Below are 15,950 nucleotides of genomic sequence, written 5' to 3' on the forward strand. Positions count from 1 at the left end.
AACTTCCCCTGCACTTCAATGTTGTCGTTAGCGCTCTTGTGGTCTTTGCCCCTCCAGGCTGAGATGGTGACTCTTAATGAGTCCGAGATGTCCGAGATCGATGGCGCCGGCATAGGCCTGGTTCTCGATAACTTTACCTTCTCCCATGGAACCGACGCGCCGGATGCCAATGGCAACCAGGCCCGTATATTCCGAATCACGGGCATCAAAAGCACGGACGGGCAGGACGTGGATATCACCGTGAATCACTTGTACATCGCGGGCGCTGATTCCGCCTATGGTCAGAATCTGACCCCGGTCAACCTGGGGCGTTTGCTGCATCCCTGGCGAATTGACGTGGTGGACGGCAACACGATCGGGGTCAGAGATAAATCGGTGTTGGAAATCGCCGCGCCCGCGATGCTCAGTGCGGCCGAGGGTTACGATTGCCTGGGTGGCTCAGCGGCTGCCGGAAGCGGTACCTGTTCAAGCCGCCCCGCAACTGAATCCTGGATCGGCGAGCGAGCCGATATGGGAATGCAGATGAATGTCGCGGTGGGCAACGACCGCTCTGCCAACCTGAATATACATGCGAAAAGTGCCGTGATTGACGGCAGCTACCTGCGTCTCTGGGGTGATGACGCGCGCCAGCAAATGGCCGGCCAGTTCAAGCTGAACTTCTACTCTCCGGAGCTAACCATCAACGCCTGTACTCAGGATGGCAGCGAGTGTGGCTCCCGCATCACCATGTCCGATTTTGTCCTTCAACTGGCGATCGGTAACGAGCTCCAGCCAGTGTTTTTTGATGTCGACGGTACGGGCAATTTCGTGCTGGAGGTAGATGCTATCGCTGCGCCGGCACCCGGGCAGATTGCCGCAAACGGGCTTCGGGATGGCAGCGATACCGCAACCTGGGACTTCTATGAAGCCTATTACACCAATCCGGAATACCGGAGCAATCTCCGGATTGGCAACTTTGGTGTTGGTGACCGGGATTTTGGCTCCGCCCGCATCGAAGGAATGCTCATTCAGCACCTGGAAATCAGAACCAAGGACTTGGCGCCATGATCCGTCTGACTTGTTGTTCAGCTACCCGGTTTTGCCTGCTCTTTGCGGCCCTGCTTCCCGCCTTGGCGTATTCCGAGATGTCGCCGCTCGGGGACGACGCCCTGGCTGATGTCTCCGGCCAGGGGGGAATCTATCTGTCTGGCGACATCAGCATCAACGAAATGGGAGGTCCGGTTCAGAACAATTACTTTGGCCGGTGTGATGAGGCAGATAAGAAATGCGGTGCTCGCTTTGCCTATCGGCTGAAGCAGGATGGCGGATGGATGGTACTGGATGAAATTCGAGGGATGTTCGCCTTTGAGGGTCTGACCCTGAGGGTGCGTTCGATCGATTCCGGCTTTGGGGGGGATGGTGCACTCTTTGACCGTGATGTGATTGAGCTGGGCTTGCCAAATGTTGTCCGGTTTTCTGACGTACAGTTCAAAATCGCTTCCAGTAGCACGCCACGACCAACTGACCCCGGCTTTCAGCAAACCGACATCTTTGCGGTGGAAATGCAGGGGGACGTGATCATGCAGGGTAACCTTCTGGTTTTTCCGGATGGAACCCCTTAGCCAGGAGGCATCATGACTCGTAAGCTTTCCGGAATCCTGCCCCTGAGTACGGTCGTCCTGGGCCTGGGCAGCTATTCGATGATAACCGCTGCAGATCTCCAGAGCCTTGATGACCGGGCGCTGTCTGAGATACGAGGCCAGAGCGGGATTACCATCGAAACTGACCTGACCATGACCGCAGACAAGCTTTCCTATTACGACGATAACAAAGGCGTCCATCTGGAAGGCATGCGGGTGGGTTCCTCGGAAGTGCCGGGCCAGGGCGCATTTCATCGGACCAGGATCGATATCGGCAGTGATTCTGCGCTGAATCTCGAATACCTGGTAGAAGACCGGCGGGTCGAATTCTCGGACATCCGGCTGGCCGGCGCGCCCGGTGTCAGTATGGGCGGGATTTTCTTTGATCATAGCCTTCAAGGCACCTTGAGCCTGCGCCAGCAGACCGCAGGTGGAACCGGCTATGAATTTGATTCCGCGTACACCATGACGGGAGGCCGTCTGGGCTATAGAACCAACGGTAATTCGGTGTTTCTGGACGATATTACGATGTCCGTTGAGGCCTTGGGAGTAACTCTGGAGCGGGTGGGCCAGACCCTGGAACTGACGGCTCCAAGAGTAACTGGTAGTTGGCAGGTCGGTGCTATTCGATATTCCAGCGATCCTGCGATTTATGGCCGTAGCACCAATGGTAACGGTGACCTGCTGCCCAGCTATGGCGGTCTCTCTGGCCAGTACGAACTGTCCTCAACGACCGGTATATCCGCAGGAGGCCGCGCAGGGGAGGGATTGCGGTTTGATAACGAGACAACCATACATAGCGCGTCTTTCCTCTATCACGATGATGGCCATGCACTCGCCCTGAGAGACATCACTGGTTCCTACCGAATTCAGGACCTTCGTCTGGATGTGGGTGAGGATTGGCGCGGCCGACCGGCAGTGGGTTTAACGCTTGGGCGAATGGAAGGCGAGTTTGAGGTCGGAGCCATTGAGATTGGCGGTGCTGGTAAGAGCTTTGGGGCCTTCAACCTGAGCTTTCTGTTGGAAGACCAGGTATTTGGTGGTCGCAACTACACCAATGCGCTCTACCTGCAGGGCGGAGGCCATGTCGATGCCGGTGCCCAGGGCCTGAGGCTGGCTGCCCAGTGGAGCCTAAGGCTTTCTGATCTGAGCTATACCGAGGACGGCAACAGGGTGATTATCAGCGGCCTTCAGTCCTGGGGGCAGGGCGATATCACCGTGAACGTTACCCGTGACGGTGTTCAGGGTGGAACCCGATTCTATGACGGTTTGAGAATTGGCTTTGAGGGGCTTGAGGCCGGTTACCGTATTAATGGGATGCGCGTTGGCAGTGATGATGCGCCATTGCAGGGTGGTACCGAATTGTTGTTGGCGCTCGGCATCTATCCCGCCTACGACTTTACGCTGGACGGTCACATGACGCTCGGAGCCGGTGGCGCGTCCGGTGAGGGCCTGACAATTAATTCGGATATTCACATTCGTGACGGTCGTGCTGCAGTGATTGCCGCTCCTTATGACGAAGGTAACGGTGAGCAGCCCCAGAAAGGTCTCTGGCTGACCGATATGACCTATGATGGTCATGTTCGTAACATGACTCTGGATGTTACCGATGAAGGATTGGCGCTGGCAACGGAAGAGTCCTGGAGCACCATGGATATCGGCAATGTCCGGATCGGTAATGGTGTCGATGGAGAGAGCCTTGGGCGTTTGAAGATCCAGCGTTTTGAACAGGGGAGCACGACGTTGATCAAGCCTGGTGGTGCCGGCAACGTCTGTGTGGGTGGCGCTGGTGCTTCGGCCTCGGCCTGTTCGGCATCGGGCGGTGAGTGGGAAATGCGGGGAGAGGAAGGTGTCACGATCGAGATGAAGAACATCCTCGCCCGTGCTCAGAGCAGCGAGAAGCGGAATTCGCTGTTGTGGGAAACCAATCGGACCGTCGATGGCCAGGGGCGGGCCGTGAATGGTTCCGGAACCCGCCTGGTTCTGGACAATATTTACACGAGTGACGGTGGTGATTTCGATGGTGATGGCGTCGACGACAATACCTACGGTATTCAAACCGATCTATCCGTTGACGTTTACCAGACCCGAGTCGTGAAGAAAGAAAATGGAGCGGACTCGCTGGGGGTGAATGGCGCCCGTGGAGATGAAAAGATTATGGATGCCTCGGCCCCCCAGGGTTATCGGTATGTGTCCTCTCCTTCGGAGGCTGATCGCCTGAACCGTCCACTGGGATTCGCGGTCAAGGCGGAAACCCGTTTCAAGGAACTGACCATAAATAATATCGATCTGGTTCATCCTGTGGGTGGCGCCCAGACCGCCGTGTTCGGCGCCGTGCTGCAGAACGTGAATATTCGCGCAAACCTGACCGCGACACCTATCCCCTGACGTCGCGACCGGTAAAGGGGTAAGGCCAGTGCTGCCCCTTTGCTTTTCAATCCCCTCCTGTTGTTTAATCCGGGCTTGTTTATTCCCCGTCTGGAAGCTCATTGATGAAATCCAATGCATTGCTGTCCCTGCTCAGTGATCGTGAAATCCATTCCGGTGAATCGCTGGCCCAGAAGCTGGGCGTTTCCCGGACGGCGGTGTGGAAGCATATCCGCAAGGCTATCGCCGACGGAACTGACATACGGACCATTCGCGGGCAGGGTTACCAGCTGGTGTCCGCACTGGACCTGCTTGACCGTGACATCATTCTTGGTCAGCTCAATGCTTCGGTTCGAGAGCGGATACAGCTCACTGTTCTGGATGAAGTGGATTCCACAAACGCCGAGGTTGCGCGCCTACTGACGTCGGCGCCACTCCCGGTGGTGTTATCTGACTGTCAGACGTCCGGCCGTGGTCGAAGAGGTCGGAGCTGGGCCAGCCCCAAGGGCCAGAACCTCTACCTGAGCCTTGGGTTGTCGATAAAAGGTGGCTTCTCGGCCCTGGATGGCCTCAGTCTGGCCCTGGGCGTTGCCGTCGCCAATGCCATTGAGCAGGTAGGGGGCGGTGAGGTAGGGCTCAAGTGGCCCAATGACCTGTTTGCCCAGGGCCAGAAATTTGGTGGGATCCTGGTAGAAATCCAGGGCGAACTCCAGGAAGGTTGTGTTCAGGTGATCGCAGGAATCGGTATCAACGTGCATATGACTCAAGCTGAAGACGTTGATCAGCCCTGGACGAGCCTGGACAAGCGTTGGCCAGACCAGGCCTGGGTCCGCAACCAACTCGCTGCCGGGATGATTACTCACATTCTGGCAGCAGTGACAGAATTTGAGGCTGGCGGCTTCCGGAAATTCCGGGAGCGCTGGCAGCGCCGTGATATCTTTAACGGCCTGCCCCTCGTCACCCGTGACGGTGAATTAAAGGGCGTGGGAGGCGGTATCGACGAAACCGGGAACTACCTCCTGAAAACAGCAGAGGGCGAAATACCGGTGCGGGCGGGCGATATCAGTTTGCGGGTGTCTGAATGATTTTGTTGATTGACGCTGGTAATACCCGCCTGAAATGGCGACTGACTGGAACAGGCGGCCCTCTTGAAGGGGCAGCGGTCATGGCAGATGCTGAGCCCCTGATCGGACTTTCAGGCTACTGGTCTGACATTGACAGAATTCTGGTGTCGACGGTGGCCTCGGAAAGCGCCCGCGCGCAACTTCATGAACTGTTGCTTGCCCGGGCCAAGGTGCCTGTTGAATATTGCTGGGCTGAGTCGACGCGCGATGGCCTGTCCAATTCCTATGGGGATGTGTCGCGCATGGGGGCTGATCGATGGCATGCCATGCTGGCTGGTTGGGTCAGGTGTAAGGCTTCTTTCGCCGTTGTCGATGCCGGTAGCGCCGTCACCGTGGACTATGTCAATGCGGGCGGGCGACACCTCGGTGGCTACATTCTTCCTGGGCTCCAGATGATGCGCCGTAGTCTGAAAGTGGATGCGGCACGAATTGGATTTGAGCAGAGTGAGCAACTCGACACCCGCCCGGGACAATCGACCGGCGAGTGCGTCAACCACGGTCTGGCCTGGCTCACTGAGGCCCTTGTCCAGAGGATTCATCACGATGCAAAAGCCTTTGGACTCTCTGCGATCTACCTGACCGGTGGCGATGCCCGGCGTTTGCAGGCCCTTGGTCTTGAGGCAAACGTAATTGAGGGTATGGTGCTTGACGGTCTTGAGCGAATCGCCAGCGCGGGCGTTCTGTGATGAAGTGGCTGGCGTTTCTGTTGGCAGCTCTCAATCTGGCCGTTTGGTTTGTGCCGGCCTGGATCGAGCCATCCCGTTATGTCGGCGTTTCATCTGGAACCCTGCCACGTGTCTCCAGTCTGAAAGTGGCTTCCGAGACCATGGAGAGCCTCTCCCGGGAAGAGAGTTGTCTACGGATAACGCTCGGAATGTTTGAGGCGAGGGATGACGCCGAGAATGTGGCGGCCGGTCTCAAGCATAGAGTCGGCATTGTTGAGGTTGAGAAGGAGTTGCCGCCCCTGCATTGGGTATTGATTCCTCCGCAGCCGCCGGAAGCAGCGCGAGCCCAGTTCCGTGAGCTCTATCTTCAGGGCGTGGAATCGTACATTGTTTCCCGTGGAGAGTACCGTAACGCCATTTCCCTGGGGCTGTTCGAATCCCTTGAGGCTGCGCAATCGGTAATGGCAGAAAAAAAACAGGCAAATCTGAATGTAGTGCTGGCCAAGTTCCCTCGAAATCGTTTAGGATACGCGCTCGTTTTTGAGGTTGAATCCATGGCAGAAAGTGAATGGGTTCAAGCGGTTGAAGCGGAAACCGGTTACGAGTTCGATTTCGTTGAAAGCAATGCTTGTGAAGGTGTTGCAAGGCCGGGAAAAAATCCGTAGTATACCGCCCTCGCTGAACAGGCGAATGTGAGCTGGCGTAGCTCAGTTGGTAGAGCAGCTGACTTGTAATCAGCAGGTCGGGGGTTCGATTCCGTCCGCCAGCTCCACTTTAAGTTTTAAGCAGGTTCGCTTTTGCGGATTTGTTCGGGAGGGGTTCCCGAGTGGCCAAAGGGATCAGACTGTAAATCTGACGCGAAAGCTTCGCAGGTTCGAATCCTGCCCCCTCCACCACTAATTGCTCGCGGGCATCGTATAGTGGCTATTACCTCAGCCTTCCAAGCTGATGACGCGGGTTCGATTCCCGCTGCCCGCTCCAATTTGGTTTCAATGCTCATGTAGCTCAGTCGGTAGAGCACATCCTTGGTAAGGATGAGGTCACCGGTTCAATTCCGGTCATGAGCTCCATTTTTTATCCGGTCAACGTTGCGATCCTGGTTGATTAGGGAGATTGGTCGAAATGTCTAAAGCAAAGTTTGAGCGTAACAAGCCGCACGTAAACGTGGGCACCATCGGTCACGTTGACCATGGTAAGACCACTCTGACAGCCGCCCTGACTCGTGTATGTCACGAAGTTTGGGGCACTGGCGAGAGCCGTGCTTTCGATCAGATCGATAACGCACCGGAAGAGCGTGCGCGTGGTATTACCATCGCGACCTCTCACGTAGAGTACGATTCTCCGACCCGTCACTACGCCCACGTAGACTGCCCGGGCCACGCTGACTATGTGAAGAACATGATCACTGGTGCGGCACAGATGGACGGCGCGATCCTGGTTTGCTCCGCAGCTGATGGCCCCATGCCGCAGACTCGTGAGCACATCCTGCTGTCCCGTCAGGTTGGCGTTCCTTTCATTGTCGTGTTCCTGAACAAGGCCGACATGGTCGACGACGAGGAGCTGCTGGAGCTGGTTGAGATGGAAGTTCGTGACCTGCTGAGCCAGTACGACTTCCCGGGTGACGACACTCCGATCATTACCGGTTCTGCCCTGATGGCGCTGGAAGGCAAAGACGACAACGAAATGGGTACTACTGCTGTCAAGAAGCTGGTAGAAGCCCTGGACGACTATATCCCTGAGCCGGAGCGTGCGATCGATCAGCCGTTCCTGATGCCGATCGAGGACGTATTCTCCATCTCCGGTCGTGGTACCGTAGTAACTGGCCGTGTTGAGCGTGGCATCATCAAGGTTGGTGACGAAGTGGAAATCGTGGGTATCCGCGACACCACCAAGACCACCTGTACCGGTGTTGAGATGTTCCGCAAGCTGCTGGACGAAGGTCGTGCCGGCGAGAACGTTGGTGTTCTGCTGCGTGGTACCAAGCGTGACGACGTTGAGCGTGGTCAGGTTCTGTGTGTACCGGGCTCCATCAAGCCGCACACCAAGTTCGAGTGTGAAGTGTACGTACTGTCCAAAGAAGAAGGTGGTCGTCATACTCCGTTCTTCAAGGGCTACCGTCCGCAGTTCTACTTCCGGACCACTGACGTGACCGGTTCTTGCGAACTGCCGGAAGGCGTAGAAATGGTAATGCCGGGTGACAACGTGAAAATGACCGTCACCCTGATCGCTCCGATCGCCATGGAAGATGGCCTGCGCTTCGCGATTCGCGAAGGTGGTCGTACCGTTGGTGCCGGCGTGGTCGCCAAGATCATCGAGTAACCTTCGGGTTACTCGTTTGTTGTTGCGCTGAGTTGTTTCGGTGCAGGCCAGTAGCTCAATTGGCAGAGCAGCGGTCTCCAAAACCGCAGGTTGGGGGTTCGATTCCCTCCTGGCCTGCCATTTTTCAACATCCGGATACATAAGCTGATTCCTATGGAGTCAAAAGCCGTTCAGTCGACCAGCCGTTTCGATGCTCTGAAATGGCTGGTTGTTTTTGTTCTGATTGCCGTTGGTGTGGTTGGTAATCAGTATTTCAGTGCCGAGTCTGTGCTGTATCGGGTTCTGGCTCTTGTTGGGCTGGGTCTTGTTGCTGCATTTGTTGCGCTGCAGACCGAGCGTGGCCGTCGTTTTGCCACCCTGTTGAAGGAAGCACGCGTAGAGATCCGGAAAGTCGTCTGGCCCACCAGGCCTGAGCTGGTTCAGACCACGATTATTGTTGTGGTGTTTGTTCTGGTTGTGGCTCTGATCTTGTGGGGTATGGATTCGCTGATCAGCTGGCTGGTCGCCGGCTTCATCGGCTAACGGGAGTGGGCAATGGCTAAACGCTGGTACGTCGTTCATGCGTATTCTGGCTTTGAAAAGCACGTAATGCGCACTCTGAAGGAGCGTGTGGCGCTCGAAGGCATGGAAGACAAGTTTGGCGAGATCCTGGTTCCGACCGAGGAAGTCGTCGAAATGCGCGATGGCAAGAAGCGCAAGAGCGAGCGCAAGTTCTATCCCGGGTACGTATTGGTCCAGATGGAAATGGATGATGCCTCATGGCATCTTGTGAAGAATACTCCTCGGGTACTCGGTTTCATTGGTGGTACCAAGGACAAGCCGGCACCCATTACCGAACGCGAGGCTGAGGCAATCCTGCGTCGTGTAGAAAGCGGTGCTGACAAGCCCAAGCCGAAGACCTTGTTCGAGCCGGGTGAGATTGTACGCGTTGTTGAAGGTCCGTTTGCAGACTTCAATGGCGTTGTTGAGGAAGTCGACTACGAGAAGAGTCGAGTTAAGGTTGCGGTCCTGATCTTTGGCCGTTCAACTCCGGTAGAGCTGGAGTTTGGTCAGGTCGAGAAAGACTGAGCGTAGCCTGAAAACCTGAGAGCTCGCGCGCCACGGCGACGCGGGCTTTTTGTGTCTGCTGAAGGCAGTTATATAAACGGGGAGCCGAGAGGCGTCAGAACCCACAGGAGAACTATCATGGCAAAGAAAATTGAAGCCTATATCAAGCTTCAGGTTGCTGCCGGTCAGGCCAACCCGAGTCCCCCCGTTGGTCCGGCCCTGGGTCAGCGCGGCGTAAACATCATGGAATTCTGTAAGGCCTTCAATGCCAAGACTCAAGGCATGGAACCGGGCTTGCCGATTCCGACTGTCATCACCGTATACAGTGATCGCAGCTTTACCTTTGTTACCAAGACCCCGCCGGCGCCGGTGCTGCTGAAAAAAGCGGCTGGCATCAAGAGCGGTTCCGGTCGTCCGAACACGGACAAAGTGGGTACGGTAACCCGTGCTCAGCTGGAAGAAATTGCCAAGACCAAAGAGCCGGATCTGACTGCTGCCGACATGGAAGCAGCGGTTCGTACCATTGCCGGAACTGCCCGCAGCATGGGCCTGAACGTGGAGGGTCTGTAAGATGGCAAAGCTGAGCAAGCGTCAGAAGCTGATTCGTGAAAAAGTAGACTCTACCCGTGCCTACACCGTTGATGAGGCGGTAGCACTGTTGGCCGAGCTGGGCCAGAACGTCAAGTTCAAAGAGTCTGTAGACGTGGCCGTTAACCTTGGTGTTGATGCGCGTAAATCTGACCAGGTCGTACGTAGCAGCACTGTTCTGCCGCACGGTACTGGCAAGACTGTTCGTGTAGCTGTGTTCACTCAGGGTGCCAATGCCGAGAAAGCCACTGCTGCCGGTGCAGACGTGGTAGGTATGGACGATCTGGCTGACGAAGTGAAAAAAGGCAATATGGACTTCGACGTGGTTATTGCCACTCCGGATGCCATGCGTGTGGTTGGTCAGCTGGGCCAGATCCTTGGTCCGCGCGGCCTGATGCCGAACCCGAAGGTTGGTACTGTAACTGCAGACGTTGAGACTGCGGTCAAGAACGCCAAAGCCGGCCAGGTTCGCTACCGTACTGATAAAAACGGCATTATCCACGCTCCGCTGGGTAACGTTGAATTCTCTGCGCAGAACATCAAGGAAAACCTTGAAGCTCTGGTGGCAGATCTGAAAAAGGCCAAGCCTGCATCGTCGAAGGGTGTGTATCTGAAGAAGATCACCATCTCTTCCACGATGGGGCCTGGCCTGACTATCGATCAGGGTACTCTGAGCATCTGAGGCTCTGAGCGGTAGTTACTTTGTAGTCTGGGCGGAAGCCAAGGCTGTCAAAGACCGCAGGCCCCCGCAGCGCCCTCTTGAAGGGCGCCTCAAGGGTTAAAGCAACGCCTGCGCAGACGGTGTGACGACGTTCTCTCTGAACCCAAACACCGTTAGGCGTCCCGCGAGGGACATAGATGGGTTTGCTGGCATAAGCCGGCGAAATCGAGGAGAAAACCAGTGGCAATTAGACTCGAAGACAAGAAAGCGATCGTCGCTGAAGTCAACGAGACTGCTGGTACTGCTCTGTCTGTGGTTTTGGCTGACTACCGTGGTGTCACCTCCGGTGACATGACGGCGCTGCGTGCCAAGGCTCGTGCCGAAAACGTGCGTCTGAAGGTTGTTCGTAACAACCTGGCAAAGATCGCGATTCGTGGTACCGAGTTCGAGTGCATTGATCCGGCGCTGGTTGGTCCGACCATTCTGGCTTTCTCAATGGAAGATCCGGGTGCCGCTGCGCGCCTGCTGAAGGATTTTGCCAAAGAGAAAGAGGCGTTCGAAATCAAGGGTCTGGCTGTCGGCGGTGAGCTGATGGGTGCAGAACAGATTGATCGCCTGGCTACGCTGCCGACGCTGCACGAAGCGTTGACCAAGCTGGCCATTGTTACACAGGCACCAGTTACCAAGCTTGCACGTACCCTGAACGATATTCCGGGCAGGATCACACGTGTTGTAGCTGCAGTCCGGGACCAGAAGCAAGACGCTGCTTGATTCTGTTGAACACCATTTTTTACATTTTTGGGAGAAAGTCATGGCTCTGTCTAAAGACGATATTTTGAATGCAATTGCTGAAATGAGCGTAATGGAAGTTGTTGAGCTCGTAGAAGCAATGGAAGAGAAGTTTAACGTTTCTGCTGCTGCCGCTGTTGCTGCCGCTCCGGCTGCTGCCGCTGCTGGCGAAGCCGCCGAAGAGAAGACCGAGTTCGACGTAGTTCTGACCGGCGCTGGCGAGAAGAAAGTAAACGTTATCAAGGCCGTTCGTGAACTGACTGGCCTGGGCCTGAAAGAAGCCAAGGAAATGGTTGACGGCGCACCTTCTACTGTTAAGGAAGGCGCAAGCAAGGACGAGGCTGAAGAAGCCAAGAAGAAGCTTGAGGAAGCAGGCGCTTCTGTTGAGCTCAAGTAAGAGTCGGCTGTTGATCGACACCGTGCGTTAAGCATGGACGGGCTGGTGGCTTCGTGCCACCGGCCTTTTTCTGTTGTATATGCTATAGAGTCTGGTGTGCAATTGCAGGTTGATGTCAGATCTATAACCTACAGCCAGAGTCTTGTTCAAGACGGCGCGATAAGCCGAGCAACTCGGCCCCGAAGCAGAACATTTGATTGCTTCTTGATACCAGGTATCAGGTCTAAAGCTGGGGAATGCAGATGACTTACTCCTACACTGAGAAAAAGCGGATTCGCAAAGACTTTAGTAAATTGCCTTCCGTGATGGAAGTCCCCTATTTGCTGTCTATTCAGCTGGATTCGTTCCGGGACTACCTCCAAATGGAAACTGCGCCTGAAGACCGCCGGGAAACTGGTCTTCATGCAGCATTCAAATCCGTATTCCCGATCGTCAGTTATTCTGGCAACGCCGCGCTCGAGTATGTGAGCTACCGAATCGGCGAGCCAGTCTTTGACGTCAAGGAATGTCAGCTCAGGGGCGTAACTTACGCCGCGCCGCTACGGGTGAAGGTCCGCCTGATCATTTATGATAAGGAATCGTCCAACAAGGCGATCAAGGACATCAAAGAGCAAGAAGTCTACATGGGCGAAATGCCCCTGATGACCGAGAACGGTACCTTTGTTGTTAACGGTACCGAGCGCGTTATTGTTTCCCAGCTCCACCGTTCACCTGGTGTGTTCTTCGATCACGACAAGGGTAAGACCCATTCCTCCGGCAAGCTGTTGTACTCAGCCCGGGTGATTCCTTACCGTGGCTCCTGGCTGGACTTCGAGTTCGATCCGAAGGACGCCGTGTTCGTTCGTATCGACCGCCGTCGTAAGCTGCCGGCCTCCATTCTGTTGCGTGGCCTGGGCTACACCTCCGAGCAAATGCTCGAGATGTTCTTCGAAACCAGTAAGTTCAGCCTGGGCGCGGAAGTGTGCAAGCTGGAGCTGGTACCAAGCCGTCTGCGTGGCGATATCGCAACCTTCGACATCAAAGACAATGACGGCAACGTGATTGTTGAAGAAGGCCGCCGGATCACTGCCCGTCACATCAAGCAGCTGGAAAAAGCCGGTATCACCGAGCTGGAAGTACCGACCGAGTATCTCTACGGCCGTGTCCTGGCCAAGGACATGATCGATCAGTCTACCGGCGAAGTGCTGGTAGAATGCAACACCGAACTGACCGAGGAAGTGGTTACCAAGATCCTCGATGCCGGTGTTAAAGACATCGAAACCCTGTACACCAACGACCTGGATTGCGGTCCGTTCATGTCGGATACCCTGCGTATCGACCCGACCCGCACCCCGCTCGAAGCGTTGGTGGAAATCTACCGCATGATGCGCCCGGGCGAGCCGCCTACCAAGGAATCTGCGGAGAATCTGTTTAATAACCTGTTCTTCTCCGAAGAGCGTTACGATCTGTCCGCCGTTGGCCGGATGAAGTTGAATCGTCGCCTGGGCCGGGAAGAAAGCACCGGCGAAGGCACGCTGACGCACGACGATATCATCGACGTACTGAAGACTCTGATTGCCATTCGTAACGGCCAGGGCCAGGTGGATGACATTGATAACCTGGGCAACCGTCGTGTGCGTTGCGTGGGTGAAATGGCCGAAAACCAGTTCCGTGTTGGTCTGGTGCGTGTTGAGCGTGCAGTGCGTGAGCGTCTGAGTCTCGCCGAAAGCGAAGGCCTGATGCCGCAGGACCTGATCAACGCCAAGCCGGTTGCGGCCGCTGTGAAAGAGTTCTTTGGCTCCAGCCAGCTGTCCCAGTTCATGGATCAGAACAACCCGCTGTCCGAGGTTACCCACAAGCGTCGTATTTCCGCGTTGGGCCCCGGTGGTCTGACCCGTGAACGCGCCGGCTTCGAAGTCCGTGACGTACATCCGACCCACTACGGCCGTGTGTGCCCGATCGAGACTCCGGAAGGCCCGAACATCGGTCTGATCAACTCGCTGGCAACCTACGCCCGGTCCAACTCCTACGGCTTCCTTGAGAGTCCGTACCGGAAGGTGGTCGATGGTGTGGTGACCGACGAGGTGGTTTACCTCTCTGCGATTGAAGAGAGCAACTACGTGATCGCTCAGGCCAGCGCCGCTACCGATGAAGGCAAGCGTCTGACTGACGAGCTGGTTACGGTGCGTCACCAGAACGAATTTACTGTAGCGCCTCCGGAAGCGGTTAACTTCATGGACGTATCTCCGCGCCAGGTTGTATCGGTCGCGGCGTCTCTGATCCCGTTCCTGGAGCACGACGATGCCAACCGGGCCCTGATGGGTGCGAACATGCAGCGTCAGGCGGTCCCGACCCTGAAGTCGCAGGTGCCTTTGGTGGGTACCGGTGTTGAGCGCACGGTGGCTCAGGACTCTGGCGTGTGTGTAACCGCGCGTCGCGGTGGTGTGATCGAAAGCGTGGATGCGGCCCGTATCGTGGTTCGCGTCAACAACGAAGAAACCGAAGCCGGTGATGCAGGTGTGGATATCTATAACCTCACCAAGTACACCCGCTCCAACCAGAACACCTGTATCAACCAGCGTTCTATCGTGCGTCAGGGTGACGTGATTGCCCGTGGCGATGTGTTGGCGGATGGTCCTTCTGTGGATCTGGGTGAGCTGGCTCTGGGTCAGAACATGCGCATCGCGTTCATGCCCTGGAACGGTTACAACTTTGAGGACTCCATTCTCATCTCCGAGAAAGTGGTTCAGGAAGATCGTCTGACCACCATCCACATTCAGGAACTGACCTGTGTGGCTCGTGATACCAAGCTGGGCAGCGAAGAAATCACCGCAGATATTCCGAACGTGGGTGAAAGCGCACTGTCCAAGCTGGATGAGTCCGGCATTGTCTACATCGGCGCTGAAGTGGGCCCCGGCGACATTCTGGTTGGTAAGGTAACGCCGAAAGGCGAAACCCAGCTGACCCCGGAAGAAAAGCTGCTGCGTGCCATCTTTGGTGAAAAAGCGTCTGACGTTAAGGACACGTCTCAGCGTGTGCCGACCGGTACCCGTGGTACGGTCATTGACGTTCAGGTCTTCACCCGTGACGGTATCGAGAAAGATGCCCGTGCGCTTTCGATCGAGAAAGAGCAGCTGGACAAGTACCGTAAGGACCTGAAAGACGAGTACCGCATTGTTGAAGGTGCGACGTTCGAGCGTCTGATGGCCGCTCTGAAAGGTCAGGAAGTGATCAGTGGTCCGGGCCTGAAAAAGGGTGCGAAGCTGGAAGAAGCCTACCTGGCGGAACTGCCGCGAGCCGACTGGTTCAAGCTGCGCATGAAAGACGAAGCTTTGAACGAGTTGCTGGAGAAATCCGAGCAGGGCCTCGAGGATCGCAAGAAAGAGCACGAAGCTCGCTTTGACGACAAGAAGGGCAAGCTTCAGCAGGGCGACGATCTGGCTCCTGGCGTACTCAAGATTGTTAAGGTTTACCTGGCAATCAAGCGTCGTATTCAGCCGGGCGACAAGATGGCTGGCCGTCACGGTAACAAGGGTGTTATCTCTGCGGTTATGCCGATTGAAGACATGCCCTACGACGAGTTTGGCAATACCGTCGATATCGTTCTGAACCCGCTCGGTGTACCGTCGCGGATGAACGTTGGTCAGGTGCTTGAAACTCATCTTGGTGCTGCGGCGAAAGGTCTGGGTGAGCGGATCAGCCGCATGCTGGATGAGCAGCGTAAGGTGGCTGAGCTTCGCAAGTTGCTGGACGAGATCTACAATCACTCGGACGAAGTGTTCAAGGTTGACCTTGACAGTCTGACTGATAAAGAGATTTTCGAGCTGTGCAACAACCTGCGTGGTGGCGTTCCCATGGCAACACCGGTCTTCGATGGTGCCAAGGAAGCTGAGGTGAAGAGAATGCTTGAGTTGGCTGGCCTGGATACCACCGGTCAGACCAAGCTCTATGACGGCCGTACCGGCGATGCGTTTGATCGTCCGGTGACTGTTGGCTATATGTACATTCTCAAGCTGAACCACCTGATCGACGACAAGATGCACGCTCGTTCTACCGGCTCTTACAGCCTGGTTACCCAGCAGCCGCTGGGTGGTAAGGCTCAGTTCGGTGGTCAGCGCTTCGGTGAGATGGAAGTCTGGGCTCTGGAGGCATACGGTGCCGCCTATACCCTGCAGGAAATGCTCACCGTCAAGTCTGACGACGTAAACGGTCGGACCAAGATGTACAAGAACATTGTTGATGGCGATCATCGCATGGAGCCGGGCATGCCCGAATCCTTCAACGTTCTTGTCAAGGAAATCCGCTCGTTGGGTATCGACATCGAGCTGGAATCCGAGTGAGCCGAATTGTTTTTGGCAGCGTGAGCGGGCACTCCGTGTGCCCGCCCGAGATTAA

General features: G+C 55.9%; 14 protein-coding genes and 5 tRNA genes. All 19 read left to right on the plus strand.

Annotated elements, in window-relative coordinates; translation table 11 throughout:
• Positions 1-87: 87 nt before the first annotated feature.
• The 19 genes from MARHY_RS02675 to rpoB all read left to right on the plus strand — a co-directional run bounded on the left by MARHY_RS02675 (position 88) and on the right by rpoB (position 15,895).
• Entirely contained in the window at positions 88-1,047 is a 960-nt protein-coding gene (locus tag MARHY_RS02675) for a hypothetical protein (RefSeq protein ID WP_014420475.1), read from the plus strand.
• Positions 1,044-1,601, plus strand: a complete 558-nt coding sequence (locus MARHY_RS02680; RefSeq protein WP_023009396.1) for a hypothetical protein — start codon at positions 1,044-1,046, stop codon at positions 1,599-1,601. The genes MARHY_RS02675 and MARHY_RS02680 overlap by 4 nt, the downstream gene beginning before the upstream one ends.
• Positions 1,602-1,613: 12 nt before the next feature.
• Entirely contained in the window at positions 1,614-4,007 is a 2,394-nt protein-coding gene (locus tag MARHY_RS02685; RefSeq protein ID WP_014420477.1) for a DUF6160 family protein, read from the plus strand.
• A gap of 104 nt (positions 4,008-4,111) precedes the next feature.
• On the plus strand, positions 4,112-5,071 hold the full coding sequence (locus tag MARHY_RS02690) for a biotin--[acetyl-CoA-carboxylase] ligase (protein ID WP_041654544.1): 960 nt from the start codon (positions 4,112-4,114) through the stop codon (positions 5,069-5,071).
• Positions 5,068-5,796 carry a type III pantothenate kinase gene (locus MARHY_RS02695; RefSeq protein WP_014420479.1) on the plus strand — a complete coding sequence of 243 codons (729 nt, stop codon included), beginning with the start codon at positions 5,068-5,070 and terminating at the stop codon, positions 5,794-5,796. Before MARHY_RS02690 ends, MARHY_RS02695 begins: the two co-directional genes overlap by 4 nt.
• Complete coding sequence (locus MARHY_RS02700; RefSeq protein ID WP_041654546.1) at positions 5,796-6,440, plus strand: hypothetical protein; 645 nt, start codon at positions 5,796-5,798, stop codon at positions 6,438-6,440. The genes MARHY_RS02695 and MARHY_RS02700 overlap by 1 nt, the downstream gene beginning before the upstream one ends.
• 31 nt (positions 6,441-6,471) lie before the next feature.
• Positions 6,472-6,547, plus strand: a tRNA-Thr gene (locus MARHY_RS02705).
• Positions 6,548-6,587: 40 nt separating this feature from the next.
• Positions 6,588-6,671: transfer RNA gene (locus MARHY_RS02710), tRNA-Tyr, on the plus strand.
• A 10-nt stretch (positions 6,672-6,681) separates the two neighbouring features.
• A tRNA-Gly gene (locus tag MARHY_RS02715) sits at positions 6,682-6,756 on the plus strand.
• Between the two features lie 13 nt (positions 6,757-6,769).
• Positions 6,770-6,845, plus strand: a tRNA-Thr gene (locus MARHY_RS02720).
• A 52-nt stretch (positions 6,846-6,897) separates the two neighbouring features.
• Positions 6,898-8,094 (plus strand): elongation factor Tu, encoded by a 1,197-nt coding sequence (tuf, locus tag MARHY_RS02725; RefSeq protein ID WP_011784245.1) that lies wholly within the window; start codon positions 6,898-6,900, stop codon positions 8,092-8,094.
• Between the two features lie 44 nt (positions 8,095-8,138).
• Positions 8,139-8,214, plus strand: a tRNA-Trp gene (locus MARHY_RS02730).
• A gap of 33 nt (positions 8,215-8,247) precedes the next feature.
• Complete coding sequence (gene secE, locus MARHY_RS02735) at positions 8,248-8,616, plus strand: preprotein translocase subunit SecE (protein WP_011784235.1); 369 nt, start codon at positions 8,248-8,250, stop codon at positions 8,614-8,616.
• A 12-nt stretch (positions 8,617-8,628) separates the two neighbouring features.
• Positions 8,629-9,162 (plus strand): transcription termination/antitermination protein NusG, encoded by a 534-nt coding sequence (gene nusG / locus MARHY_RS02740; protein WP_011784236.1) that lies wholly within the window; start codon positions 8,629-8,631, stop codon positions 9,160-9,162.
• Between the two features lie 117 nt (positions 9,163-9,279).
• Entirely contained in the window at positions 9,280-9,711 is a 432-nt protein-coding gene (gene rplK, locus MARHY_RS02745) for a 50S ribosomal protein L11 (RefSeq protein ID WP_014420481.1), read from the plus strand.
• Between the two features lies 1 nt (position 9,712).
• Complete coding sequence (rplA, locus tag MARHY_RS02750; RefSeq protein WP_014420482.1) at positions 9,713-10,411, plus strand: 50S ribosomal protein L1; 699 nt, start codon at positions 9,713-9,715, stop codon at positions 10,409-10,411.
• 219 nt (positions 10,412-10,630) lie between these two features.
• A complete protein-coding gene (gene rplJ, locus MARHY_RS02755) occupies positions 10,631-11,161 on the plus strand; it encodes a 50S ribosomal protein L10 (protein ID WP_014420483.1) in 531 nt (176 codons plus the stop codon).
• A 40-nt stretch (positions 11,162-11,201) separates the two neighbouring features.
• A complete protein-coding gene (rplL, locus tag MARHY_RS02760; protein WP_011784240.1) occupies positions 11,202-11,576 on the plus strand; it encodes a 50S ribosomal protein L7/L12 in 375 nt (124 codons plus the stop codon).
• A 242-nt stretch (positions 11,577-11,818) separates the two neighbouring features.
• The gene (gene rpoB / locus MARHY_RS02765; RefSeq protein WP_011784241.1) at positions 11,819-15,895 is read left to right on the plus strand and encodes a DNA-directed RNA polymerase subunit beta; all 4,077 of its coding nucleotides are present in this window, start codon (positions 11,819-11,821) and stop codon (positions 15,893-15,895) included.
• Positions 15,896-15,950 lie beyond the last annotated feature (55 nt).

Origin of the sequence: Marinobacter nauticus ATCC 49840 (genome assembly GCF_000284615.1) — a bacterium.
Classification (GTDB): Bacteria; Pseudomonadota; Gammaproteobacteria; order Pseudomonadales; family Oleiphilaceae; genus Marinobacter; species Marinobacter nauticus.

Coding starts and splice junctions, on each gene's coding strand:
- MARHY_RS02700 (WP_041654546.1), top strand. CDS start 5,796: ATGAAGTGGCTGGCGTTTCTGTTGGCAGCTCTCAATCTGGCCGTTTGG.
- nusG (WP_011784236.1), top strand. CDS start 8,629: ATGGCTAAACGCTGGTACGTCGTTCATGCGTATTCTGGCTTTGAAAAG.
- MARHY_RS02680 (WP_023009396.1), top strand. CDS start 1,044: ATGATCCGTCTGACTTGTTGTTCAGCTACCCGGTTTTGCCTGCTCTTT.
- rplL (WP_011784240.1), top strand. CDS start 11,202: ATGGCTCTGTCTAAAGACGATATTTTGAATGCAATTGCTGAAATGAGC.
- rplA (WP_014420482.1), top strand. CDS start 9,713: ATGGCAAAGCTGAGCAAGCGTCAGAAGCTGATTCGTGAAAAAGTAGAC.
- MARHY_RS02695 (WP_014420479.1), top strand. CDS start 5,068: ATGATTTTGTTGATTGACGCTGGTAATACCCGCCTGAAATGGCGACTG.
- rplK (WP_014420481.1), top strand. CDS start 9,280: ATGGCAAAGAAAATTGAAGCCTATATCAAGCTTCAGGTTGCTGCCGGT.
- MARHY_RS02690 (WP_041654544.1), top strand. CDS start 4,112: ATGAAATCCAATGCATTGCTGTCCCTGCTCAGTGATCGTGAAATCCAT.
- MARHY_RS02675 (WP_014420475.1), top strand. CDS start 88: ATGTCCGAGATCGATGGCGCCGGCATAGGCCTGGTTCTCGATAACTTT.
- secE (WP_011784235.1), top strand. CDS start 8,248: ATGGAGTCAAAAGCCGTTCAGTCGACCAGCCGTTTCGATGCTCTGAAA.
- MARHY_RS02685 (WP_014420477.1), top strand. CDS start 1,614: ATGACTCGTAAGCTTTCCGGAATCCTGCCCCTGAGTACGGTCGTCCTG.
- rpoB (WP_011784241.1), top strand. CDS start 11,819: ATGACTTACTCCTACACTGAGAAAAAGCGGATTCGCAAAGACTTTAGT.
- tuf (WP_011784245.1), top strand. CDS start 6,898: ATGTCTAAAGCAAAGTTTGAGCGTAACAAGCCGCACGTAAACGTGGGC.